The sequence below is a fragment of the Mucilaginibacter sp. SMC90 genome (assembly GCF_022811725.1).
Taxonomy (GTDB): Bacteria; Bacteroidota; Bacteroidia; order Sphingobacteriales; family Sphingobacteriaceae; genus Mucilaginibacter.
Genome location: NZ_CP094527.1, coordinates 6666636 through 6691621 on the forward strand (window position 1 = coordinate 6666636; position 24986 = coordinate 6691621).

General features: G+C 39.5%; 19 protein-coding genes and 5 tRNA genes. All 24 read right to left on the reverse strand.

Translation table 11 applies throughout. The features are described 5' to 3' along the window. Positions 1–14 precede the first annotated feature (14 nt). Positions 15–785: a glucose-1-phosphate cytidylyltransferase gene (rfbF, locus tag MTO98_RS27680; protein ID WP_243482224.1), complete on the reverse strand. Its 771-nt coding sequence runs from the start codon at positions 783–785 to the stop codon at positions 15–17. A gap of 19 nt (positions 786–804) precedes the next feature. Then, positions 805–1839: a ferredoxin--NADP reductase gene (locus MTO98_RS27685; protein WP_243482225.1), complete on the reverse strand. Its 1035-nt coding sequence runs from the start codon at positions 1837–1839 to the stop codon at positions 805–807. Between the two features lie 442 nt (positions 1840–2281). Further along, entirely contained in the window at positions 2282–4669 is a 2388-nt protein-coding gene (locus tag MTO98_RS27690) for a tyrosine-protein kinase (protein WP_243482226.1), read from the reverse strand. Between the two features lie 19 nt (positions 4670–4688). After that, entirely contained in the window at positions 4689–5495 is an 807-nt protein-coding gene (locus MTO98_RS27695; protein WP_243482227.1) for a polysaccharide biosynthesis/export family protein, read from the reverse strand. Positions 5496–5676: 181 nt separating this feature from the next. Further along, positions 5677–7146 carry a hypothetical protein gene (locus MTO98_RS27700; RefSeq protein WP_243482228.1) on the reverse strand — a complete coding sequence of 490 codons (1470 nt, stop codon included), beginning with the start codon at positions 7144–7146 and terminating at the stop codon, positions 5677–5679. A 396-nt stretch (positions 7147–7542) separates the two neighbouring features. Further along, positions 7543–7854: a DUF3467 domain-containing protein gene (locus MTO98_RS27705; protein WP_243482229.1), complete on the reverse strand. Its 312-nt coding sequence runs from the start codon at positions 7852–7854 to the stop codon at positions 7543–7545. Between the two features lie 180 nt (positions 7855–8034). Next, positions 8035–9287, reverse strand: a protein-coding gene (locus tag MTO98_RS27710; RefSeq protein ID WP_371825378.1) for an IS3 family transposase whose coding sequence is annotated in 2 segments (ribosomal slippage) — positions 8035–8945 and positions 8945–9287 — 1254 coding nt in all. Because the reading frame shifts where the segments join, the coding sequence is not laid out codon by codon here. Between the two features lie 112 nt (positions 9288–9399). Continuing rightward, positions 9400–13689, reverse strand: a complete 4290-nt coding sequence (rpoC, locus tag MTO98_RS27715) for a DNA-directed RNA polymerase subunit beta' (RefSeq protein WP_243482230.1) — start codon at positions 13687–13689, stop codon at positions 9400–9402. A gap of 110 nt (positions 13690–13799) precedes the next feature. Continuing rightward, positions 13800–17603, reverse strand: a complete 3804-nt coding sequence (gene rpoB / locus MTO98_RS27720) for a DNA-directed RNA polymerase subunit beta (RefSeq protein ID WP_243482231.1) — start codon at positions 17601–17603, stop codon at positions 13800–13802. A 230-nt stretch (positions 17604–17833) separates the two neighbouring features. Further along, a complete protein-coding gene (gene rplL / locus MTO98_RS27725; protein ID WP_022833154.1) occupies positions 17834–18217 on the reverse strand; it encodes a 50S ribosomal protein L7/L12 in 384 nt (127 codons plus the stop codon). A gap of 64 nt (positions 18218–18281) precedes the next feature. Continuing rightward, positions 18282–18800 carry a 50S ribosomal protein L10 gene (gene rplJ / locus MTO98_RS27730; RefSeq protein ID WP_090528670.1) on the reverse strand — a complete coding sequence of 173 codons (519 nt, stop codon included), beginning with the start codon at positions 18798–18800 and terminating at the stop codon, positions 18282–18284. A gap of 2 nt (positions 18801–18802) precedes the next feature. Then, on the reverse strand, positions 18803–19501 hold the full coding sequence (rplA, locus tag MTO98_RS27735) for a 50S ribosomal protein L1 (protein WP_091213558.1): 699 nt from the start codon (positions 19499–19501) through the stop codon (positions 18803–18805). A 28-nt stretch (positions 19502–19529) separates the two neighbouring features. After that, positions 19530–19970 (reverse strand): 50S ribosomal protein L11, encoded by a 441-nt coding sequence (gene rplK / locus MTO98_RS27740; RefSeq protein WP_090528676.1) that lies wholly within the window; start codon positions 19968–19970, stop codon positions 19530–19532. A 178-nt stretch (positions 19971–20148) separates the two neighbouring features. After that, a complete protein-coding gene (gene nusG, locus MTO98_RS27745; RefSeq protein ID WP_091166597.1) occupies positions 20149–20691 on the reverse strand; it encodes a transcription termination/antitermination protein NusG in 543 nt (180 codons plus the stop codon). 16 nt (positions 20692–20707) lie between these two features. Then, the gene (gene secE, locus MTO98_RS27750) at positions 20708–20902 is read right to left on the reverse strand and encodes a preprotein translocase subunit SecE (RefSeq protein WP_243482232.1); all 195 of its coding nucleotides are present in this window, start codon (positions 20900–20902) and stop codon (positions 20708–20710) included. Between the two features lie 18 nt (positions 20903–20920). After that, a tRNA-Trp gene (locus tag MTO98_RS27755) sits at positions 20921–20991 on the reverse strand. An 82-nt stretch (positions 20992–21073) separates the two neighbouring features. Then, complete coding sequence (gene tuf / locus MTO98_RS27760) at positions 21074–22261, reverse strand: elongation factor Tu (protein WP_091166595.1); 1188 nt, start codon at positions 22259–22261, stop codon at positions 21074–21076. A gap of 57 nt (positions 22262–22318) precedes the next feature. Beyond that, positions 22319–22390, reverse strand: a tRNA-Thr gene (locus tag MTO98_RS27765). Positions 22391–22515: 125 nt separating this feature from the next. Further along, positions 22516–22588, reverse strand: a tRNA-Gly gene (locus MTO98_RS27770). A gap of 129 nt (positions 22589–22717) precedes the next feature. After that, a tRNA-Tyr gene (locus tag MTO98_RS27775) sits at positions 22718–22798 on the reverse strand. Positions 22799–22863: 65 nt separating this feature from the next. Next, positions 22864–22936, reverse strand: a tRNA-Thr gene (locus MTO98_RS27780). Positions 22937–23176: 240 nt separating this feature from the next. After that, positions 23177–23524: a ribosome hibernation-promoting factor, HPF/YfiA family gene (hpf, locus tag MTO98_RS27785; RefSeq protein WP_243482233.1), complete on the reverse strand. Its 348-nt coding sequence runs from the start codon at positions 23522–23524 to the stop codon at positions 23177–23179. Between the two features lie 12 nt (positions 23525–23536). Continuing rightward, a complete protein-coding gene (locus MTO98_RS27790; protein WP_243482234.1) occupies positions 23537–24448 on the reverse strand; it encodes a tyrosine-type recombinase/integrase in 912 nt (303 codons plus the stop codon). A gap of 91 nt (positions 24449–24539) precedes the next feature. Further along, on the reverse strand, positions 24540–24731 hold the full coding sequence (rpsU, locus tag MTO98_RS27795) for a 30S ribosomal protein S21 (RefSeq protein WP_022833144.1): 192 nt from the start codon (positions 24729–24731) through the stop codon (positions 24540–24542). Positions 24732–24986 lie beyond the last annotated feature (255 nt).

The following is a 24986-nucleotide window of genomic DNA, read 5'->3' on the forward strand; positions in this document are numbered from 1 at the left end:
TAAGTTGATGCCTGTTACCAGGTTTTCCATTGGGCTTTATTTTGCTGCCAATCCGCTTCAAGCTCCTGCTTATCTCTCAAAGTATCCATTGGTTTCCAGAAACCGTCATGTTTAAATGCAACCATTTCGCCATCAGCCGCAATTTTCTCCATTGGCTCACGTTCCCAAATAGTTGAATCTCCTTCAATATAATTAAATACAGAAGGTTCGCAAACAAAAAAGCCTCCGTTTATCCAGGCACCGTCACCTTTCGGTTTTTCCATAAATGAATGAACGGTATCTTCTTCGGTGATATTTAATGCACCGAACCTTCCAGACGGCTGAACTGAAGTAACAGTACAATGCTTACCTTTTTGCTTATGGAATTCAACAAGTTTTGTAATATTCACATCACTAACGCCATCGCCATAAGTTAACATAAAAGGTTCGTCACCAACATGTCGCTGAATACGTTTGATACGACCACCAGTCATTGACTCGTTGCCAGTATCAACAAGTGTGATAGTCCAGGGCTCAGCCTGAGAATCATGCACCTTTATAGAATTGTCTTTCATGTTGATAGTAACATCAGACTTGTGAAGAAAATAATTGGCAAAATACTCCTTTATCACATAGCCTTTATAGCCAAGGCAAACGATAAAATCGTTATACCCATGAGAAGAATAAATTTTCATGATATGCCATAAAATAGGCATTCCACCTATTTCAACCATAGGTTTTGGGCGCAATACGGTTTCTTCGGACAGTCTCGTGCCTAATCCGCCGGCTAATAGTACAACTTTCATGTTTTCTAAGGTGTCTTAATTAATTTTCTGTCAATACTTTTACATCATTAGTTAGCGGATAGCTGCAACAAAGCAAGCACTCGTTGTCAGCAAGCTCAACAACATGGCTATTGATCATTTTCACTTTTCCCGACAGCACTTTCGCTTTGCATATTAAGCAACTCCCCGTTTGGCAAGAATATGACAAGTCAAGATCAGCATCTAATCCCGCTTCCAATATGCTTTTACCTTTAACAACCTCAATTTTTGAGCTTTCGGTTGGGGACTGGACTTCAACAAACTGACTTATTATATTTTCAAACTCTTTTGGATCAATTATTTTTTCAAAATCCTCACTAAAAATTTTGTCGTATCCGATATTATTTTGAGCTAATGCATCCTTAACCGACTGTTTTAAACCAACAGGTCCACATATAAAATGCAGAGTCTCTGCACCGATATTACCATCGGCCATCATTACCTGTAAAACTTTATGGGGGTTTATCCGTCCTTCAATTACATTAGCATTGGTATGACTTATTGATTGACGGGTATGAAAATGCCATGTTGAAAAGTTACTAAACTCCTTTTTCAACTGGCCGATGGTATCGCCGAAAATAACATTTTCCGAGTTTCTATTACCGTAAACTAATGTCAGTTGAGAAACTTTGTTACCGTACAACAAATATTTGGCTATGGATATCAAAGGTGTTATTCCGCTGCCGGCACCCCAGAGTATAACATGGTCGGCATTTTTATCATCAGGTAGCGTGAAGTCGCCCATTGGCGCCATTACCTCAATGAGGTCGCCAACTGCTACCTGATCGTTAATATGATTTGAGACAACACCTCCTATTACACGTTTAATTGTAACTTCAAGATTTTGATCAATATTAGGCGCAGATGACAAAGAATATGGCCTTATGTAGCGCCGCCCGTTAATGCGGACAATTAAGGTAAGATATTGCCCGGCTAAATACTTTATCTTCTTTAAACCCGGCTGTTTAAAGCATATGGTTACTGTATCGGCGGTTTCCCTTTTTACCTCAATTATCTTAAGTGTATAAGTAACCATAGGAAGGCTATGAATTTAACTATTTGTAATTTATTTTACAATTATATGAAAAAATGCTAACATAACAACAAAAAAGCAGCAAAAAATTCAATAAATATTTAAATATAATAAAAGTTTCTATAAATATTTCAAATCAGGAAGCCTTAACTTAAGGCTTTAAACTGTTTGGTTGATGTAAAAATTATTTCGGCCAAATCCTCTTTCGATCTCTTCCGCCGCGCTTTAATTATTAGAACCGAAAGTACCTTTCCGAAAAGTATTTGGTTATCATCTACTTTGCTAATTGCATTCCAAACTCTCCGCACAAAAGCGTCAGCACATCCGCCGGGACATTTGTCGCAGTATTAGCAAAAGCTAATCATTTATAAATATTTAAAATACAAGAGTAACAACGGCGTTTCGCCCCCCTTTTTAAGGTTGCCCGAAGCCATCAGTCAGTTGCTTAACTTCTCTTAAAAAGCCTGGAGAAGAAACTGCCACGGCCTTTTTCTTCCGCATATCCGCCGTAGCCATATCCGTAGCCGTAGCCATAACCATATCCATATCCATGATAACCAGATTTACCGGTTTTGATATCGTTTACAACATAGTATAAACGGTCGATCTTATTTTCTGCCTTTAAATTATTGACAATGTTTAATTGAGCTTTGTACGTATAGTTTTGACGAAGTATATATAAGGTTAGATCGACATGCTTACTTATTATCATCGCATCTGACACTAAACCAACTGGTGCACAGTCAATAATAATATAGTCATAATTTTTCCTTAGATAAGCCAGCAAGGCTTCTAGTTTTTTGTTCAATAAAATTTCTGAGGGGTTAGGCGGTATTGAACCAGATGGAATTACAAATAGATTTTCATTAAAGAGCGAAGGTTTAATTATCGAATTCGGGTCCATGCTGCCTGAAATAACGTAGTTTGTAAAACCAAAATTATTATCAAGACCAAGGTTTTGTGATAATTTCGGTTTTCTCAAATCGAGCTCCATAAGCACAACTTTTCTGTCGCTTAACGCTAAAGCCATACCTATATTTGCAGAAATAAACGATTTCCCTTCACCGCTCATGCTGGAAGTGAGCATGATCACCTGCGAATTATTACTTTGTTGCAAATATTGAAGATTAGTTCGTAAACTTCTGAACTCTTCGGAAATGATAGACCTCGAACCCGGTATAACCACAATAGAGTCTTTTGCCTCATTATTACCTATCTCACCAACAACCGGAATATCCGAAAGTGATTCAACATCTTTTTTAGTAGATATCTTCAGGTTAAAAATATCTTTTAAGAAGATGTAGCTGGCTGGCAAAAGCAGTCCGGCTAAAAGTCCCAGTGTATAAATTAAAGGTTTTAAGGGTTTAAACGGTAAGTATTCGCTTTTTGCAGGGTCAATGATCCGAGCCGAAGATATATTTGATGTCTTCGAGATAGACGTCTCTTCTTTTTTCTGCAATAGATATAAATACAATTGTTCTTTCAGATTTTGTTGCCTGGTATAATCAAGATATACCCGCTCTTTTTCCGGCAAACCCTTTATTTTCTTTGTAAAATCACCATTTAGGTCATTCAATTTTTTTCCGGTAACCTGCAACCCGCTTTTATAAGCCGTAAAGCTTTTTAAAAGATTAGCTTTATTAATAGCTATTTGCTCATCATAATTTACCAATACAGGGTTGTCATCTTTATAGGAAAGGGCCGCTTTTCCGCGTTCAATAATTAACTCATTATATTTTTCAATAGCTCCTGTGAAAACAGGATCCTGTACCGTAAGACTGCTTGGAATAACGGTCTTGTTTTTCGGATCCTGCAGAAAGGTTTCTAAAGAATTAATAACAGACAGCTGTATTTCCTGCATGTTGAATTGGTTATAATAAGTACTGGCATCTTTCACCAGAGCCTCCGACTGAGCATCTACATTACCAATACTATTTTGACTTTTAAATTGCTGAAGGTTGCTTTCTATACCGGCCAACTCTTTTTCAACAATGGCAATTCGCTTATTTATAAAAACCAAAGTGCTATCAGATATCTGTACCTTGTTTTCAAGGTTTGATAACAAATAGAATTCCATCATATTCTGAAGGATAGCTTCACCTTTCTTTGAGTTTGGATAAATTAAATTTAAATCCAGAGTGGTACTCTGCTTATCGGAGAGCTGAACGTCAAAATTTTTAGATATCTCTTCTATTTTGCTATCCTTAGATTGTATTAACAGCGCATAATCGCCCGCAATGGAATCTGCTGATGCACCAACCTTTTTCCTGAATCGCATGTTATAGCTATCAAACCGGGCCCAGTTATCAAAAGAAATTGTTTGATCGATATTATCCTTGCCGTTTTGAATATGAATTTTATCACCCTTCAAAAAAGATAAATCATATGTTCTTGACTGGATAGAATCTACTTTATAAATAACGTCAACTACAAAAGTTGGCTCATCAAAAACCTCTACCTTATTAAACAGGCCTTTTCTGAAAAGAGTGACATTTAAATCGAGTTTATCAACAACCTTCTTTGCCAGCGTACGAGATTTCAGAATTTCAATCTCATTTTGAGCATTGCTTGGCAAATCAAATAAACTTGAAAAGCTCAAAGGCACGTTTGACCCACCAAATGATGAATTATCTTTAGAGTCTTCTACTACAATTTTGCTATCAACATTATAAGACGGAGTCGCGTATCTAACATAGGAGACTGCTAAAAACAAGCATATTGTAACAGAGATTACAAACAAATACCAATAGCTAATGAACTTTGAAAAAAATAGCTTGATATCAAAACCTTCGTCAATATTGATAAAATTACTTTTCTTGATGTTGTTTTCCATAAAAGAGGCTGATATCTTCCTAATTAATCCTGCTTGCTAATACAATCAATAGGGATAATACTGAACTGAGAATTGCAATTGTTCTGGTTTGAGCCAAATCGTTAGCAGCAATTTTTGATTTGGCAGGCTCCACATATATGATATCGTTTTGCCTTAAATAAAATACAGGAGAACTAAAAATATCACTTTTATTTAAATTAATCCTATAGGGCATTTTTGTACCATCATCGCTTTGCCTAATTAAAAGAATATTATCTCTTTTGGCATAGATAGTTAAATCTCCAGCCATTGATAATGCATCCATAACTGTTGATTTCTCATTAGGCATAATATAAACCGAGGGACGATTTACCTCGCCTGTAACGCTAATTTTAAAATTGGCATAGCGCACAATTATTGTAGGGTCTTTATAATATTTTAAAGCAATTTGCAGGATCGCATTTTTAGCTTCGGTCGTTGAAAGACCTTCTACTTTAATTTTTCCAAGAATGGGAATTTCAATTTCGCCCTGTTTATTAACAAGATAACCGGACACGGGCTGAGGAGAAAACCCCGTATTAGTAACACCTACTCCCGTTGCAGTACTCAAAACCTGTACATTTCCGACGTTAACATTCTGCGCTGCCAAGGGATCAACTGTTTGTAATATTACAGATAAAATATCGTCAACCTGAATTTTAGGTTCAAAATATACCGCGCTGGTTATTGGTTTTAATTGTCCAGAATCAGGAATATTCTGAAAATACTTGATTTTTTTTGTTGATGAACAAGACAAAAAGGTAAACATCCACAAAATAATTAATAGGCCGAAGATTGATTTGTACACGTTGGTTTTTTAATTAAAGCTTGGTTTCTGATGAGACAAATATAAAAACTCTTCAATGATATTTCATTAATTTTAAAAATAATTTAATTTTATTAAAATTAACATAAAAAAAAGGTCTTCATATAATGTCAAATGTAATTTTACGGCTTTTTTTTAAATTCCAAATTCTTTTAAAATACCATTAATTTAGCACAATTAACAACGCACTATGCGCTTTCACCAACACAGTAGTGGCTTCATTTTTAGAGTCATCGGCTATTAAATCTGTTACCAGTGGCTCTGTAACAAAATTCCCGTTTGCGGAAACAAACGAATTATTTATGTTGGTTGTTGTTTTACTGGCAAAAGTATCTCCGTTAAGGGTATAACTGCTTATACTCTTAATTAAATTATCTTGTTTTAATAAAAAAGAAACGTCCGCTTTATCATCCTTGTTTACGAAAACAAATCCTATTCTGCCATCTGTCCGTTCAAAAGAGAAAATGCTCAACTTGTCAGAGCCTTTTGTAACATCACATTTCAAAAATCTTTTTATGGAAGCCTCATGAAAAAAGAGCATAGCATAATATAAAGGTTCAGCAAAATAAGCATTATCCTTTTGGCTTATAGGAGTATAAACATACACTGCTCCGTTCCCGGTATGAAAATTCACACCTGCAACTCCCATTTTTGCCATTAGGCACAAGAAATCAACGCCCCATACAGCGGACGCATGAGCATCGCTAATCCCCCTTTGCCCGCCATTAAACACAGAATTGGTCTCTGTTAAACGATACGGCATATTAACAGTATTTGCAAGTGTCAATGAACCCTTAACCATTGAAATCAGATCCTTATCGGGAGTAAATAATTTTTTGATTGTAATTGAAGTATCGCCGGCCGGTCCCATTCGGTAGTAGTGACCTGATAATAAAGATATATTTGAAGAAAAATCATTGAAAAATTGGGTTTGATATACACTGCCAACGGTTTCCGGACCCGAAAATATAGCTTTTGGCAAAACTGATTTTATACTGTCAGAGTAAGTTTTAAAATCCTTACTATAACTAAATTGATCATAATTAGGAGTCCGATATTTATTTCTGTAATAAAAATCAGGCTCATTTCCCAAAGCAAAACTGCCAACCAGATCCTGCAGATTGTCTGATACAGCAGTAGTTTCATCTCCCATGGCTTGTACGTTTGCTTTGCCAAGGTTTATTCCCCAAATGGTTTTCCAGCTTACAAGTTTGTCGAAAGCTGCAAACCGTACAATGTCACTTTTGAACACAGAGTCTTTAATGTTATTTGACTTTCTTAAACTGTTGGACCAATAGGTATAATCAACGGTATTGCCTCCAATACGGATAGATCCCACACCTAAATTCTTGTAGAGATTTATCAGTGTAACATTATTTTTGTTAAAGAGACTGGTATCCGTTAATGACACTTTCTCGTAACTGAAACCCAAAAAATCGGACCCGACAAACTTATCGTTAGCAGGTTCGTTGTACAAATTGGCTTCAATCAAGTTATCTGAGGAAGTTAATGAGATAAGCAGGGTGCCGGTTGGCTTAGGATCTTGTGTTGCATAGGAGCCCTTCTTGCAAGAGAGCACAAAAAAGCACATAACTCCAACAAATGGAATCAGTGAGTAGTTAGTAGTTTTCATCAATAATTTAAATTGGCATGATATTACGCCAAATAATCAAGAAATCAGCTATAATATTTTATAAAACAGCATGATATTTAATCAATTATAGATAACTGAAGTTATTGTTACCTTCCGGTTAAATAATCAATAACTTTAAGGAAAGTTAAGGTAAAGTATCACCAATATTTGCTTTCACGTCGAAAAAGATAGGATAATAAAAACAGGTTGAGCTTAAGCTATCAACAAAACAATCGCCTGTCACTTGAGTTCTTAATGCTGCCAATAAATAATCCGTATAGCAAAAATTAAGTTACAATTTGCTTTTTACTTACGGATTGAGAAGACAATAAAAGAAAGGTTCTATACTTAAATTTTATAAAATTCCACGATCATCCCTTGAAATTAAGGCGCTATTTATGCCTGTCCCATTGTGCCACCAAAATTCATCGGAAAACCTGGATGATCGGGCTGTACTTTAATTCGCCCGTTATTAGTTTCATACTTTTCAATGTTATCTTCCAACGCCGAAAGGAGACGTTTTGCGTGTTCAGGAGTTAATATGATCCGTGATTTTACCCGGGCTTTTGGAACACCTGGCATAACCCGGATAAAGTCTAATACAAATTCAGAATTTGAGTGGGTAATGATAGCGAGATTTGAGTAAACACCTTCTGCAATTTCTTCTGATAGCTCTATATTGAGCTGATTTTCATTTTGTTCTTCCATAGTACTAAAGTAACAAAAAGACATTTTTTATAAACTGTCTTTTTGAGGGGTAAATGCCGGGCAAATATAGCGTTTAAGAATATAAATCCATCTTATATTCTATCCGCACAAGGCCGAACGTAGAACAGAGATGTTTCGGCTTTGTTTTAACTGAGTCGTCCTAAAATAGGTTGACAGAAATTAATGATTTAAAGATAGTCCTTGTTGGTCGATACCAGCAAGGATTTTTTGTTGATGTACAAATTGTGGTGTTTGATAATTTAAAGCCAAATGAGGCCTTCGACAGTTATAAAGTTTAATAGCTTCTGCAATCATTACCCTTGCCTGCTGTATATCTGCTGGTTTAACCACCAGGAACTCGTTTTTAATAATGCCGTTGATGCGTTCTGCCAAAGCATTCTGATAGCAATCATATCCATCCGTCATAGATGGGGTAATCTGATGTTTGGCCAACAACTGCTGATATTGTGCTGAGCAATATTGCAAACCTCTATCCGAATGATGTATCAATGGCGCTTTGATCTGCTCATGTCTGACAGCCATTTGCATGGCAGCAGCCACACCATCTGTGTGCAAGCTATGATGCAGATGATATCCTACGATCTTTCTTGAATAAGCATCAGTGATCAAGCTAAGATATGCGGTCTCTGCTTTAGTGTCGATATAAGTAATATCGCTTACCCATACTTCGTTAGGCCTCGTTGCCGCTTTCCTGTGTTTAAGTAAGTTAGGATACTTATGTAACCAGTGCTTGGAGTTCGTCGTTTTATGATAAGAGTGCTTTGGTTTGATCAGCATATGTTCCGAACGCAGAAAATCGAATAAAGCATCTCTGCCTATCTTTATTCCCTTGCTTCTGATCTGTTTACCTAAACGATGATAAAGCTTACGCGTACCCAACCTGGGCAAATGGATTCGTTCTTTAATCACATCCGCTTTTACCTGGCTAAGTTCTTTTAAACGCTTTTCTATGCGCTGCTGCTTTTGATAATAGCCCTGACGGCTGATCCCAAACAACCTGCAAGCCTTTGACAGGCTCACTATTCCTTTGGCTTTGAGCCTTTGGATTGCTTGGGCAAAGACTTTTTTGGCAATGCAACACCGTGCTCTTGCTGCAGGATATCGAACATGGTCTTGTAGATCAGGTTCTTGTCCTGTTCATCTTTTAATGCTGCTTCTAATTGTTTGATCCGCTGTTCCGGACTAAGTTCCCGATCGTTTTCCAAGGTGTACTGTTTGGGTAATGTCCAATCTAAGGTACCATGTTTCCTTAACCAAACCAATACCGTACTCCTTCCCTGGATCCCGTAATGTTTTTGAGCCTTTTTATAGGTCAGTTCGCCTTTTTCAACCTGCTGCACGACCTGCAACTTAAAGGCAAGGCTGTAATCGCGCTGACTGCGCCTACTTACATTCTTTGTTCGTTTTTCCATATAAGTCAACTTGAGTGTCAACTTATTTCAGGACGCGACAAACTATTTAAAAAAAGCATAAAAAAAGCCTCCCGGAAAACCGGGAGGCTAAATAATATTCAAACAGTTGATATTAAGCTTCTAACTCTTCTGCTTTTGAAGCCATCAGGCGGTCAAACTCTTCCTGTGAGCCTACACGGATATTTTCATACTCGCGTAAACCAGTACCTGAAGGTATTAAGTGACCTACGATAACGTTCTCTTTCAGACCAAGCATGTTGTCTTTTTTACCTGCGATAGCTGCTTCGTTCAGTACTTTAGTAGTTTCCTGGAACGACGCTGCCGAGATAAACGACTTAGTGCCTAATGATGCCCTGGTGATACCTTGCAGTATCGGGCTTGATGTTGCAGGGATAGCGTCACGCACTTCAACCAGTTTAAGGTCGCGGCGTTTCAATACCGAGTTTTCATCGCGTAAGCGACGTAATGAAACTATCTGACCAGATTTCAGTGTAGTTGAATCACCTGGATTGGTAACAACTTTCTTGTCATAAATTTCATCGTTCTCAGTCATAAAGTCCCATCCGTCTACAGCTTCGCGCTCTAAGAAACGGGTATCTCCCGCGTCCTCGATAGATACCTTCTGCATCATCTGGTGAACAATAACCTCAAAGTGTTTATCGTTGATCTTCACACCCTGTAAGCGGTAAACTTCCTGGATACCATTAACAAGGTATTCCTGTACTGCTGCAGGGCCTTTGATAGCAAGGATATCTGCCGGAGATATTGAACCGTCTGACAGTGGCATACCGGCTTTAACAAAGTCATTATCCTGTACAAGGATGTGTTTTGAAAGTGGTACAAGATATTTCTTAACCTGTCCGTCTTTTGATTCGATAGTGATTTCGCGGTTACCACGTTTTACACCACCTAAAGTTACCACACCATCAATTTCGGTTACTACAGCAGGGTTTGATGGGTTACGTGCTTCAAATAGCTCGGTTACACGTGGTAAACCACCTGTAATATCTCGCGTTTTACCGGTTGAACGAGGAATTTTAGCGATAACCTGACCTGTTTGTAGTTTGTCGCCTTCATCAACAGCGATGTGAGCGCCTACCGGAATGTTATAACCTTTAATAATGTTACCTTTTGTATCAACGATCTGGATGGCAGGGTTTTTAGTTTTATCCCTGGTATCGATGATCACTTTTTCGCGGTGACCGGTTTGCTCGTCAGACTCCTCACGGAAAGTAATACCTTCCAATACGGCATCAAACTGGGTAATACCCGCAAACTCAGATATAATTACCGCGTTATACGGATCCCATGAACAAATACGATCGCCTTTAGTGATCTTGCTGCCATCTTTCACATACAGGTATGAACCATATGGAATGTTGTTGGTAACAATTACTTTATTGCTTCCGGCCTCGATAATACGGAACTCGCCAGAACGACCCAACACCACGTCAACAGCACCATCTTCAGCAGTTTCGTAAGTAACGGTACGTACGTTCTCAAATTCAATGATACCATCAAACTTAGCGTTGATCTGTGATTCAGCCGCGATGTTTGATGCGGTACCACCCACGTGGAATGTACGAAGTGTTAACTGTGTACCCGGCTCACCGATTGACTGTGCAGCAATTACACCAACAGCCTCGCCTTTTTGCACGCGTTTACCGCTTGCAAGGTTACGGCCATAGCACAATGCACACACACCACGTTTGCTTTCGCAGGTTAATACCGAACGGATCTCGATACCTTCCAATGGTGAATTTTCGATCTTTTTAGCTACTTCTTCGGTAATGTCCTGACCTGCTACAGCTAACAATTCGTTAGTGATAGGGTCGTGAACATCATGAAGCGTAGTACGACCTAAAATACGATCATATAACGGCTCAACAATATCCTCGTTATCTTTCAGTGCAGTTGTATAAATACCTCTTAAGGTACCGCAATCAACCTCACCAACAATCATATCCTGGGCAACGTCATGCAGCCTACGTGTTAAGTAACCAGCATCCGCCGTTTTTAACGCCGTATCCGCCAAACCTTTACGGGCACCGTGGGTAGAGATGAAGTACTCCAATACCGACAAACCTTCTTTAAAGTTTGAAAGGATCGGGTTTTCGATGATCTCACCACCTGAACCTGATTTTTGAGGCTTAGCCATCAAACCACGCATACCTGCAAGCTGACGGATCTGCTCTTTTGAACCACGGGCACCTGAGTCAAGCATCATATAAACAGAGTTGAAACCCTGGTTATCGTTGCTCAGGATGTCCATCACGTTAGCAGTTAAGCGGTTGTTGATACGTGTCCAGATATCGATGATCTGGTTGTAACGCTCATTGTTAGTGATGAAACCCATGTTGTAGTTACCCATAACCTCATCAACCTGTTTAGAAGCTGTTTCGATCAAAGTAACTTTTTCAGCAGGGATATTGATATCCTTCAGGTTAAATGATAAACCACCCTGGAATGCCATTTTGAAACCTAATTCCTTAATATCGTCAAGGAACTGGGCAGCACGTGCCATACCGGTAATTTTCACTACCTCGCCAATGATATCACGAAGTGATTTCTTGGTTAATAACTCATTAATATAACCTACTTCAACCGGTACGTGTTGGTTAAACAATACACGGCCTACAGTGGTATCAATAATTTTGCTTACAATTTTACCATCGCGCTCTTTAACTAAAGCTTTAACCTTAATGAAAGCATGCAGGTCAAGTTTCTTTTCGTTATAAGCGATGATTACTTCTTCGGCAGAGTAAAAAGTTAAACCTTGTCCTTTAACCACGCGTGTTTCGTCAGTTTTACGGCCTTTGGTTATGTAGTACAAACCAAGCACCATGTCCTGAGATGGTACAGTGATTGGCGTACCGTTGGCAGGGTTAAGGATGTTGTGTGAAGCAAGCATCAGGATCTGGGCTTCCAAAATTGCCGCGTTACCAAGTGGTACGTGAACGGCCATCTGGTCACCGTCAAAATCCGCGTTGAATGCCGTACAGGTTAATGGGTGCAATTGGATCGCTTTACCTTCAACCAGTTTTGGCTGGAACGACTGGATACCTAACCTGTGCAGCGTAGGCGCACGGTTTAGTAATACAGGGTGTCCTTTCAATACGTTTTCCAAAATATCCCAAACCAATGGGTCTTTACGGTCAACTATCTTTTTGGCAGATTTTACTGTTTTAACCACACCACGCTCAATCATTTTGCGGATGATAAATGGTTTAAACAACTCGGCAGCCATATCTTTTGGTAAACCGCACTCGTGTAATTTAAGGTTAGGACCTACAACAATTACCGAACGGGCAGAATAATCCACACGTTTACCTAATAAGTTTTGACGGAAACGGCCTTGTTTACCTTTCAGGATATCCGAAAGTGATTTCAATGCACGGTTACCTTCAGTTTTTACCGCGTTAACTTTACGTGAGTTATCGAACAACGAATCCACAGCTTCCTGTAACATACGTTTTTCGTTACGTAAAATCACCTCTGGTGCTTTAATCTCGATCAAACGTTTTAAACGGTTGTTACGGATAATAACACGACGGTAAAGGTCATTCAAATCTGAAGTAGCGAAACGGCCACCTTCCAGTGGTACTAACGGACGCAGCTCAGGCGGGATAACCGGAACAATCTTAACAATCATCCACTCAGGGTTGTTCTCGATCCTGGTTTTTGCATCGCGGAAAGCCTCAACAACTTGTAAACGCTTTAAAGCTTCGTTTTTACGTTGTTGTGAAGTTTCGTTTGCTGCCTGGTGACGCAGGCTGAATGATAATTCATCAAGGTCAAGGCGTTTTAACAGTTCTTCCAAAGCCTCGGCACCCATTTTGGCAACAAATTTCTGTGGATCTTTGTCGTCAAGGTACTGGTTTTCTTTTGGAAGGGTATCCAATACGTCAAGGTATTCTTCTTCAGTAAGGAAATCCATTTTGTTGATTCCGTCACCTTCTTTAATACCCGGTTGGATAACCACGTAACGCTCGTAGTATATAATAAGGTCTAACCTTTTTGTAGGCAGGCCTAATAAATAACCAATTTTGTTTGGTAATGAACGGAAGTACCAGATATGCGCAACAGGCACCACCAGGTTGATGTGGCCCATACGCTCACGACGTACTTTCTTTTCGGTTACTTCAACACCGCAACGGTCGCACACGATACCTTTGTAACGGATACGTTTGTATTTACCGCAATGGCATTCATAATCCTTAACCGGACCAAAAATACGCTCGCAAAACAAACCATCACGCTCAGGTTTGTAGGTACGGTAGTTAATGGTTTCAGGCTTTAAAACTTCACCGCTTGAACGCTCAAGGATAGACTCAGGAGAGGCTAAACTGATAGTAATGGTGGTAAAGTTACTTTTGATTTTATTATCCTTTTTGTAAGACATAGTCTACTTTGATTTTTTAAAGGTAATTTTTAGGCGAAAGGTAAAAGGCGAAAGGTAAAAGGTTTCGGAACCTGTCCTAACCTTTCACCTTTAGCCTTTAAGCTTTAACCTTATTCTAATGTGATATCTAAACCTAAGCCGCGTAACTCGTGAACCAATACGTTGAATGATTCAGGAACTGATGGCGTTGGCAAGTTTTCACCTTTAACAATAGCCTCATATGTTTTGGCACGGCCGATAACATCATCCGATTTAACGGTCAATATCTCCTGCAGTATGTTTGATGCACCAAATGCTTCCAGTGCCCAAACCTCCATCTCACCAAAACGCTGACCACCAAATTGTGCTTTACCACCCAATGGCTGTTGTGTGATCAATGAGTACGGTCCTATTGAACGGGCGTGCATCTTATCATCAACCATGTGACCTAATTTCAGCATGTAGATAATACCTACAGTAGTTTGCTGATCAAAACGATCACCTGTTAAACCATTGTATAAATAGGTACGGCCCGATTCAGGTAAGTTGGCTTTCTTAACCCACTCTTCCACTTCTTCGTGGCTTGCACCGTCAAAAATAGGAGTAGCGAATTTTATACCAAGCTCTTTACCGGCCCAGCCCAATACGGTTTCGTAGATCTGGCCCAGGTTCATACGTGAAGGTACACCCAGCGGGTTCAACACAATATCAACCGGTGTTCCGTCTTCAAGGAAAGGCATGTCCTCATCACGTACAATACGTGCAACAATACCTTTGTTACCGTGACGGCCTGCCATTTTATCACCTACTTTAAGCTTACGCTTTTTAGCGATATAAACTTTAGCCATTTGTACGATACCTGATGGAAGCTCATCACCCACACTGATAGCGAATTTATCGCGACGGTAAGCACCCAACTCTTCATTGTACTTAATGTTGAAGTTATGAAGAAGGATCTTGATCTGATCGTTTTTATCGTCATCAGTAGTCCATTTAGTTGGGTTAATGTTATCGTAATTAAGCTCAACTAATATTTTCTGGGTGAATTTAACACCTTTAGGAACCTGCAACTCTTTGTAAACGTTGTAAACGCCTTGCGAAGTTTTACCGTTAACGATCTCAAATAACTTTTCGATCAAAGTATTTTTAAGATCTTTTACAGCTTTATCATGCTTGTTATCCAATTTTTCCAACTGTGCTTTTTCTTCAGCTTTTGAAGTTTTCTTAGCACGCGAGAATAATTTGGTATCGATAACAACACCGGCAATTGACGGCGGAGTTTTCAATGAAGCATCTTTAACGTCGCCTGCTTTATCACCGAAGATAGCGCGTAACAGTTTTTCTTCCGGTGATGGGTCTGATTCGCCTTTAGGGGTGATCTTACCAATCAGGATGTCGCCTTCTTTAACCTCAGCACCTACCCGGATGATACCGTCTTCGTCAAGGTCTTTAGTAGCTTCTTCTGATACGTTAGGGATATCTGGTGTTAACTCTTCCTCACCACGTTTAGTGTCACGAACTTCAAGCTCAAACTCTTCAACGTGGATTGAAGTAAAGATATCTTGTGAAACAACACGCTCAGAAATTACAATCGCATCCTCAAAGTTATATCCCTGCCAAGGCATGAACGCCACTTTAAGGTTACGGCCTAATGCAAGCTCGCCATTTTGGGTAGCGTAACCTTCGCAAAGTACTTCACCTTTTTCAACCCTCTGGCCTTTTTTAACAATAGGCTTAAGGTTCATGGTGGTGCTTTGGTTGGTTTTCTTAAACTTGGTTAAGCGGTAGCTTTTGCTATCTCCTTCAAACGAGATCAAACGATCAAGTTCGTTACGGTCATATTTAATACGGATCTCGTTAGCATCAACATACTCAACCACACCATCGCCTTCGGCGTTGATCAGGGTACGAGAGTCTTTTGCAACACGACCTTCCAAACCGGTACCAACAATTGGCGCTTCAGGGCGTAACAATGGTACGGCCTGGCGTTGCATGTTTGAACCCATCAATGCACGGTTAGCATCATCATGTTCCAGGAACGGAATAAGCGAAGCCGCAATTGAAGTAATCTGGTTTGGAGCAATGTCCATTAAATCCAAACGCTCTGGCTCAATAACCGGGAAGTCACCTTCGAAACGTGCTTTTACACGTGGCAATGCAAACTCACCTTTGTCATCATAAACCGCATTTGCCTGACCAATGGTTTTACCGTCTTCATCTTCAGCAGATAAATAGATAACCGGCTCATCAACCATTACTTTACCTTCAACCACACGCTTGTACGGTGTTTCGATAAAGCCTAAGTTGTTGATCTTGGCATGTACGCAAAGTGACGAGATCAAACCAATGTTCGGACCTTCGGGAGTTTCGATAGTACACAACCTACCGTAGTGGGTGTAGTGAACGTCACGAACCTCGAAACCTGCACGCTCACGCGACAGACCGCCGGGGCCTAAGGCTGACAGACGACGCTTGTGCGTGATCTCTGCCAGTGGATTGGTTTGGTCCATGAACTGTGACAACTGGTTTGTTCCGAAGAACGAGTTGATCACAGATGATAATGTACGCGCGTTGATCAGGTCGGTTGGTGTGAACACCTCGTTGTCACGAATGTTCATACGCTCACGGATGGTACGGGCCATACGTGCTAAACCTACGCCAAACTGAGCGTAAAGCTGCTCACCAACGGTACGCACACGACGGTTTGACAAGTGATCAATATCATCCACCTCGGCTTTTGAGTTGATTAATTTGATCAGGTATTTAACAATCGCGATGATATCCTGCTTGGTTAAAACTTTAGTTTCTTCCGAAGTGCTCAGTTTTAATTTACGGTTGATGCGGTAGCGGCCCACATCGCCCAGGTCATATCTTTTATCTGAAAAGAATAAACGATCGATGATACCACGAGCTGTTTCTTCATCAGGTGGTTCAGCGTTACGCAACTGGCGATAGATGTGTTCAACCGCTTCTTTCTCAGAGTTGGAAGTATCTTTTTGTAAGGTATTGTATATAATAGTGTAATCACCGCTGGTTGAAGCGTCTTCCTTGTTCAGGATGATGGTTTTAACACCAGAGTCGATGATCATATCAATATGGTCGTCTTCCAGTAAGGTTTCACGCTCAAGGATGATCTCATTACGAGGGATAGAAACTACCTCACCGGTATCTTCATCCACAAAGTCTTCGATCCATGTTTTAAGTACCCTTGCAGCAAGCTTACGGCCAATATATTTTTTAAGGCCTGATTTGCTTACTTTAACCTCGTCGGCCAGTTCAAACAACTCTAATATATCTTTATCAGAGTCATAACCGATGGCGCGAAGCAGCGTAGTAACCGGGAATTTCTTTTTACGGTCAATGTAAGCATACATCACGTTGTTAACGTCTGTAGCAAACTCAATCCATGAACCTTTGAAAGGAATAACACGGGCCGAGTATAATTTTGTACCGTTGGTATGGCGGCTCTGACCAAAGAACACACCTGGCGAACGGTGTAACTGTGATACAATTACGCGCTCGGCACCATTAATAACAAATGTACCTTTAGGGGTCATGTATGGGATAGTACCCAAATACACGTCCTGAACAATTGTTTCAAAATCTTCGTGCTCCTCATCATTACATGACAGGCGAAGCTTGGCTTTTAATGGTACGCTGTAAGTTAATCCGCGTTCAATACACTCTTGTATATCATAACGTGGCGGATCAATAAAGTAGTCAAGAAACTCCAGGACAAAGATGTTTCTTGAATCTGAAATAGGAAAGTTTTCGGCAAACACTTTGAACAGCCCTTCTTTGTAACGGTTGTCGGAAGTGGTTTCCAATTGAAAAAATTCCTGGAAAGATTGCAACTGAACATCCAGAAAATCAGGGTACTCAAGCACCTTTCTGCTGGTTGCAAAGTTTACTCTTTGATTATTATTGTTTGCCAAGGTATTTAAATTTTAGTTTATTAATAAACTTGATAGATGTGAGATCTGAGATGTGAGATTTGAGACTAAAAAATATGTTTTGAAGATCTGTGTTCCTGTTAAACCTGCAGGAAGAAGATCTCATATCTCATATCTCATATCTATTATCTTCTTCATCCAAACCTTTATAAACAGCAATAGACCCCGACCGTTATGGTCGGAGTCTTGATGCTATATTTCAGTAGGTTAAATTACTTAACCTCAACTACTGCTCCGGCTTCTTCTAATTGTTTTTTCAAAGATTCAGCTTCTTCTTTAGTTACACCAGTTTTAAGTTCTTTTGGTGCACCGTCAACAAGATCTTTAGCTTCTTTCAAACCAAGGCCAGTTAAGTCTTTTACTAATTTAACAACTGCTAATTTAGCGCCACCTGCTTCTTTCAGGATAACGTCAAATGCAGTTTGCTCAGCAGCAGCTGGAGCAGCATCGCCACCGTCAGCAGCAGGAGCAGCAACTGCTACAGCAGCAGCAGCAGGCTCAATACCATACTCGTCTTTTAATATTTGAGCTAATTCGTTTACTTCTTTTACTGTTAAGTTTACCAACTGTTCAGCAAACGCTTTTAAATCCGCCATTTTATTTAAATTTTTACTTTTAATGCTTTTTGTTTGTTATTATCGAACTTTAAGGAGGCGTTCGTTAACCTCTTTCCTGTAATGTTTTTACAAGGCCTGCAATTGTAGTTCCGCCTGACTGAAGAGCCGAAAGAACGTTTTTGGCAGGTGATTGTAGTAAGCCAACTATCTCGCCGATCAGTTGTTCTTTTGATTTCAGTTTCGTTAAAGTATCTAACTGGTTATCACCGATAAATACTGCCGAATCAATATATGCTGCTTTTAAAATTGGTTTTTCACCTGTTTTCCTTAATTGTTTGATCAACTTTGCTGGTGCAGTTGCTGATTTTGAGAAAAGGATTGATGATGAACCTTTTAATACATCATATATAGGGCTGAAATCGCCGCCTGCAGCTTCCATAGCTTTTTTGATCAAGCTATTTTTGGTTACCTGCATCGTAATGTCGTTTTCGAAACATTTACGGCGGATGTTGTTGATCTTGGCTACAGTTAAATCAGAGGTATCAGTGATATAAAAATTACCATACTCTTTGATTTGCTCAGTTAGGGCTACAACAAGGTCGTATTTTTCTTCTTTATTCATGATTAGATCCCCGCTACTGATTTAGTTTCAACTGTAATTCCAGGCGACATAGTTGAAGAGATATGAATACTCTTGAAATATGTTCCTTTTGCTGCAGAAGGTTTTAATTTTGAGATTGTTTGCAATACTTCTAATGCATTCTCATAAATTTTATCTGCAGAGAAAGATGCTTTTCCTATTGAAGTGTGGATGATACCGGTTTTGTCAACCTTGAAATCGATTTTACCACCTTTTACCTCAGTTACAGCTTTACCAACTTCTGGGGTAACTGTACCTGATTTAGGGTTTGGCATAAGGTTACGCGGGCCCAAAATACGACCTAAGCGACCTACCTTTGCCATAACACTTGGCATAGTGATGATAATATCAACATCAGTCCATCCGCCTTCAATCTTGGCAATATAATCATCCAAACCTACGTAATCTGCACCTGCATCTTTTGCTTCTTGTTCCTTATCTGGAGTACAAAGCACTAATACACGCACAGTTTTACCGGTTCCATGAGGTAATGTTGCAATACCACGCACCATTTGATTGGCTTTACGCGGGTCAACACCTAAACGAACGTCTATATCAACTGATGAATCAAATTTAGTAAGGGTTAATTCCTTTACCAAAGCTGATGCAGCTTCTAATGTGTACGATTTGTTTGCCTCAATTTTGGAGAGTGCCACTTTTTGATTTTTTGTTAATCTTGCCACTGTCTTTAAACTGATTTGTATAAATTAATTAATTCCAGGGAGCTGTACCTGATACGGTAATTCCCATGCTGCGGGCAGTACCTGCCACCATTTTCATGGCCGATTCAACTGTGAATGCATTCAAGTCAACCATTTTATCTTTTGCTATAGTCTCAACCTGCTCCCAGTTAACACTGGCAACTTTTTTACGGTTAGGCTCAGCAGAACCACTCTTTAAACCGGTAGCTTCCAATAACTGGATAGCAACGGGAGGGGTTTTGATGATAAATTCAAATGATTTGTCAACATAAACAGTAATCAAAACAGGCAATACTTTTCCAGCTTTGTCCTGGGTACGTGCATTAAATTGTTTGCAAAACTCCATGATATTCACACCTTTTGCACCCAATGCAGGGCCAATTGGTGGTGATGGGTTTGCAGCGCCGCCTTTAACTTGCAGCTTAACCATTGCACCGATCTCTTTTGCCATTTTAATTTACTTTAATTATAAACTCAATGTTAGTAAGTGGAAGCTAAGTAACATTTAAGGTTGTTTTGATTTCGGATTTGGGATTTTCCATTTCGGATTTACTTCCCTCCTCTTTCATCTTATATTTTAAAATCAATAATTTCGAAATCGAAAGTCCGATATCCGAAATCATTGAAAACTATTCTTTCTCTACCTGCATGTAATTCAATTCAAGCGGCGTACGGCGCCCGAATATCTTTACCATTACTTTCAGTTTCTTTTTCTCTTCGTTAACTTCTTCGATAACGCCGCTGAAACCGTTAAAAGGTCCATCCATAACTTTAACGGCCTCGCCAACATAGTAAGGCACGTTCATGGTTTCGCCTTGTGCACTCATTTCATCAACCTTACCTAAAATACGGTTAACTTCTGATTGGCGAAGCGGAATAGCATTTCCGGCTTTATCACCCAAGAAACCTATAACGCTGTTTATGTTTTTTATGATGTGCTCAGTTTCACCGTCTAAAACAGCTTCCATAAGCACATAACCAGGAAAGTAATTACGCTCTTTAGCTATTTTCTTTCCATCACGCATCTGGTAATACTTTTCGGTAGGTATTAATACCTGTGGTACCAAATGACTAATGCCCAAACGGCTAATTTCGGCATCTATGTATTGTTTAACTTTCTTTTCCTTACCACTAATAGCCCTAACTACATACCATTTCAATTGATCACTCATCTCCTTCTCCCTGATATTATGTTAGTGATGTGTAAAACAACTTAAGCAAATAAGCAATGATTTGGTCCATACCTAAAATCACCAATGCAATTATTGTAGCGGCTACCAATACCAAAACAGCGCTGCTTTGCAGCTCGCGCCATGTAGGCCAGGTAACCTTCTCGGTTAACTCGATGTATGACTCTTTAATATATTCAGCTACGCCTGCCATTTTTATATTGTGCTTAAGCACGGGAACAAGGATTCGAACCCTGATCAAAGGTTTTGGAGACCTCTATTCTACCGTTGAACTATTCCCGTGTATATTTTATAATAAGAAAACATAAGTTTGCTGTTGAAGGCTAAACTTATGTTTTCAAATTAACCTTTTATTGAAATATTATTATTTCAAGATTTCAGTTACCTGACCAGCACCTACGGTACGACCACCTTCACGGATAGCGAAACGTAAGCCTTTTTCCATTGCGATAGCGTTGATCAGCTTTACAGTGATTGTAACGTTATCACCTGGCATAACCATTTCTACACCTGGTTCTAATGAAATCTCACCAGTAACGTCAGTGGTACGGAAATAGAATTGTGGACGGTATTTGTTGAAGAATGGAGTGTGACGACCACCTTCTGCTTTTGATAATACGTAAACTTCTGCTTTGAAATCGGTGTGAGGAGTTACTGAACCTGGTTTGCAGATAACCATACCACGACGGATATCAGTTTTCTCAATACCACGTAACAATAAACCTACGTTGTCACCAGCTTCACCGCGATCAAGGATCTTACGGAACATCTCAACACCAGTTACAGTTGATTTCAAGTTTTCAGCACCCATACCCAGGATGTCAACTTGCTCACCTGAGTTGATTACACCACGCTCAATACGACCAGTAGCAACAGTACCACGACCAGTAATTGAGAATACGTCTTCAACAGGCATTAAGAAAGGAAGATCTGTCAAACGTGGAGGGATTGGAATGTAGCTATCTACAGCATCCATCAACTCCATGATTTTACCAACCCAGGTAGGATCGCCGTTAAGGCCACCTAATGCAGAACCCTGGATAACTGGAATATCATCACCTGGGAATTCGTAGAATGATAATAATTCACGAACTTCCATTTCTACTAACTCTAATAATTCCGGATCATCAACCATGTCAACTTTGTTCATGAAAACAACAAGTGCAGGTACACCTACCTGACGAGCTAACAGGATGTGCTCACGTGTTTGTGGCATCGGACCATCAGTTGCAGCAACTACAATGATTGCACCGTCCATTTGAGCAGCACCAGTAACCATGTTTTTCACATAATCCGCGTGACCTGGACAGTCAACGTGTGCATAGTGACGGTTAGCTGTTGAATATTCAACGTGGGCAGTGTTGATGGTAATACCACGTTCTTTTTCTTCAGGAGCTGAGTCAATTGAATCAAATGAACGAGCTTCTGATAAACCTGCATCAGCCAAAACTTTAGTGATAGCTGCGGTAAGGGTTGTTTTACCGTGGTCAACGTGACCGATTGTACCGATGTTTAAGTGCGGCTTACTGCGGTCAAACTTTTCTTTTGCCATGATCTATAAATTATTTTTGTAGGTTAATTTTAACTTTAAGTATGTTTTATAACACTGAGCCAACAATGGGATTTGAACCCATGACCTCTTCCTTACCAAGGAAGTGCTCTACCCCTGAGCTACGTCGGCTTATTTTTGATTTCGGATTTCGGAAATTCGATTTCGGATTTTTTTCCTCCCTCTACTTACCTGCCCGGCATCTTATTTTGCTTAGTTCAAATCCGAAATCGAAAATTCGAAATCCGATATTACCGAGCGGAAGACGAGGTTCGAACTCGCGACCTATAGCTTGGAAGGCTATCGCTCTACCAACTGAGCTACTTCCGCTTGTTTAGCTTTTGGTTTGTTGTTTTCAATTAAGAAACCTCATTCCTCAAACCTCTTTAATCAAGTCAGCAGTTTACAATCCCGTTAACTTATTGCTAACTGCGAACTATAAACTGCCTACTCAATATGTGGGGGGAGAAGGATTCGAACCTTCGTAGCCGAAGCAACGGATTTACAGTCCGTCCCATTTGACCGCTCTGGTATCCCCCCAGTAGTTGTTTCCGGATTTGCGATGTCCAAAATTGAAGCTAAACACCTCAATCCGAAAAAAACTGAGCCTCCTATCGGGATCGAACCAATGACCTACTGATTACAAGTCAGTTGCTCTACCAGCTGAGCTAAGGAGGCTTATATTTGTTTTGCCTTTACATTATCTAAACCTTAAGTGGCTTTCGATAACGGAGCGCAAAAGTAATAAGCTTTTTGATATTTTAAAGAACTATTTTAACTTTTTTTTGAGGCGTTAAATACCTCCCCGAAAGGGACTGCAAATCTACAAAAAATAACACCACGTCAAAATTTTTTATCAAAAAAAATCGGCAGGCTAAAAACCTGCCGATTTGAGCTCAAAATAAGCCTTTTTTATTTTTAAAAACCTTCCTCTGCTGCCGTTAAAACAGCTTTTTTGGCTGTAGCATCAGCAATGGCTTTCTTTTGTTTATGCTTTTCAATCTGCTTCCTAAGGCTTTCAACTGCCAAATCGGTTGCTTCCTCAAAACTCTTACACTTCTCTTTTGCGAATATCTGATTTCCGGGCAATAATAATTTGATCTCCGCTATCTTATTACATTCATCTTCCACATTCTCAAGCTTTAAGTAAACTTCACCGCTAATAATATGGTCATAAAACGTATCAAGCTTGTCCGTTTTCTTCTGAATAAAATCTAAAAGTTTCTTGTCTGCGGTGAAATGAATTGACTGCACTGTAATTTTCATGTTTCCTCCTTTTTAAGCCTTTGGATGGGCGAGTTTATAAATAGATTTTAATCGTTCAACTGAATTATGCGTGTAAATTTGGGTTGCGCTCAGGTTAGCGTGCCCCAAAAGTTCTTTAATTGAATTTAAGTCGGCCCCGTTATTTAGCATGGTGGTTGCAAACGTGTGCCTGAGCACATGGGGGCTACGTTTATTTTGAGTTGATATGTTGGAAAGGTATTTCTGCACTGTTAGGTAAATCAATTTCGGATAAGCATCGGCTCCTTTATTTGTAACGATTAATGTAAAGGAATTGTTATCAAAATTTTGATTTTTCTTTAACTCCAAATATTCGGGCAGCAGGATTTTTAGCTCATTATTAACAGGAATGATGCGTTCTTTGTTGCGCTTGCCTAATACCTTCACCACTCCTCCATCAAGGTTAAGATCCTGTTCCTTAATACCTAACAGTTCGGCAAGGCGTATGCCGGTACCAAACAACAGTTCAATAACAAGCTTATCGCGCAGGCCCGGAAAATCGTTTGTAAAAATGTCATCACTATCTAACATTTTTGTTAGGCGGGCATCTTCAACTACAACAGGCAACGTTTTAGCAACCTTTTGCGACCGCACCCTGGATACAGGGTTAGTTTCAACAACACCCTCCTGCAATAAAAATTTAAAGTATTTGCGCAGCGTGGCCATTTTACGGTTAACCGAACGGCCCGTAAGTTTTTGATCAATAAGCTCAACCATCCAGTTACGGATATCATGATAACTTACCTGCGACGGATGGGTAATAACCGGCTCGGGTGCGGGATCGGCACCGCCGGGATTGTTTAAAAAGCGCATGAACTGATCCAGATCAGACTGATATGCGGAAACAGTATGCACTGAATACCGCTTTTCATACTTGATGTATTGGATAAAACGCGCTAAAAACATAAAAAACTATTTATACATCCGGGATGATGAATGTACAAATAGTTTTAATATAGTGTCAAGAAATTAATTAATTCTTTTCAACAAAAAAGAATTAAACAGTTTCCTGGTTTAAACCTTGTTTATATATAGCATGTTTAACAACATGACGACGGGTTACAGATTTCTTTTCGAAAGCCTGACGACTGCGTAGTTCTCTTAAAACACCTGTTTTTTCGAATTTCTTCTTGAAGCGTTTCAATGCTTTGTCTAATGATTCGCCGTCTTTTACGTTAATAATGATCATAATTCCTAAAATACCTCCTTTCAAGGGAGGGCAAAGATAATCACAAAGTTTTGAATATCAAATAGAGAGCAGGAATTATTTTTGATTACTAAATATATAACACACTCAACAAAACTAAAAGACAAGAAAAGTTAAATTTTGTTAAGCCGATTTCGCAAGGCTATTTAGTAAACAAACTGTCGAGTTAAATTGCGGCTTAACTTGGTTTAGGTCGAAGTTACTATAGTTAACTTCGACCTAAACCTGACAAGTAAC

What these genes read in the sequence shown, in the direction of transcription:
- rfbF (WP_243482224.1), bottom strand. Translation starts at nt 785, where the DNA reads ATGAAAGTTGTACTATTAGCCGGCGGATTAGGCACGAGACTGTCCGAA.
- MTO98_RS27685 (WP_243482225.1), bottom strand. Translation starts at nt 1,839, where the DNA reads ATGGTTACTTATACACTTAAGATAATTGAGGTAAAAAGGGAAACCGCC.
- MTO98_RS27690 (WP_243482226.1), bottom strand. Translation starts at nt 4,669, where the DNA reads ATGGAAAACAACATCAAGAAAAGTAATTTTATCAATATTGACGAAGGT.
- MTO98_RS27700 (WP_243482228.1), bottom strand. Translation starts at nt 7,146, where the DNA reads ATGAAAACTACTAACTACTCACTGATTCCATTTGTTGGAGTTATGTGC.
- MTO98_RS27705 (WP_243482229.1), bottom strand. Translation starts at nt 7,854, where the DNA reads ATGGAAGAACAAAATGAAAATCAGCTCAATATAGAGCTATCAGAAGAA.
- rpoC (WP_243482230.1), bottom strand. Translation starts at nt 13,689, where the DNA reads ATGTCTTACAAAAAGGATAATAAAATCAAAAGTAACTTTACCACCATT.
- rplL (WP_022833154.1), bottom strand. Translation starts at nt 18,217, where the DNA reads ATGGCGGATTTAAAAGCGTTTGCTGAACAGTTGGTAAACTTAACAGTA.
- rplJ (WP_090528670.1), bottom strand. Translation starts at nt 18,800, where the DNA reads ATGAATAAAGAAGAAAAATACGACCTTGTTGTAGCCCTAACTGAGCAA.
- rplK (WP_090528676.1), bottom strand. Translation starts at nt 19,970, where the DNA reads ATGGCAAAAGAGATCGGTGCAATGGTTAAGCTGCAAGTTAAAGGCGGC.
- nusG (WP_091166597.1), bottom strand. Translation starts at nt 20,691, where the DNA reads ATGAGTGATCAATTGAAATGGTATGTAGTTAGGGCTATTAGTGGTAAG.
- secE (WP_243482232.1), bottom strand. Translation starts at nt 20,902, where the DNA reads ATGGCAGGCGTAGCTGAATATATTAAAGAGTCATACATCGAGTTAACC.
- tuf (WP_091166595.1), bottom strand. Translation starts at nt 22,261, where the DNA reads ATGGCAAAAGAAAAGTTTGACCGCAGTAAGCCGCACTTAAACATCGGT.
- hpf (WP_243482233.1), bottom strand. Translation starts at nt 23,524, where the DNA reads ATGAAAATTACAGTGCAGTCAATTCATTTCACCGCAGACAAGAAACTT.
- MTO98_RS27790 (WP_243482234.1), bottom strand. Translation starts at nt 24,448, where the DNA reads ATGTTTTTAGCGCGTTTTATCCAATACATCAAGTATGAAAAGCGGTAT.
- rpsU (WP_022833144.1), bottom strand. Translation starts at nt 24,731, where the DNA reads ATGATCATTATTAACGTAAAAGACGGCGAATCATTAGACAAAGCATTG.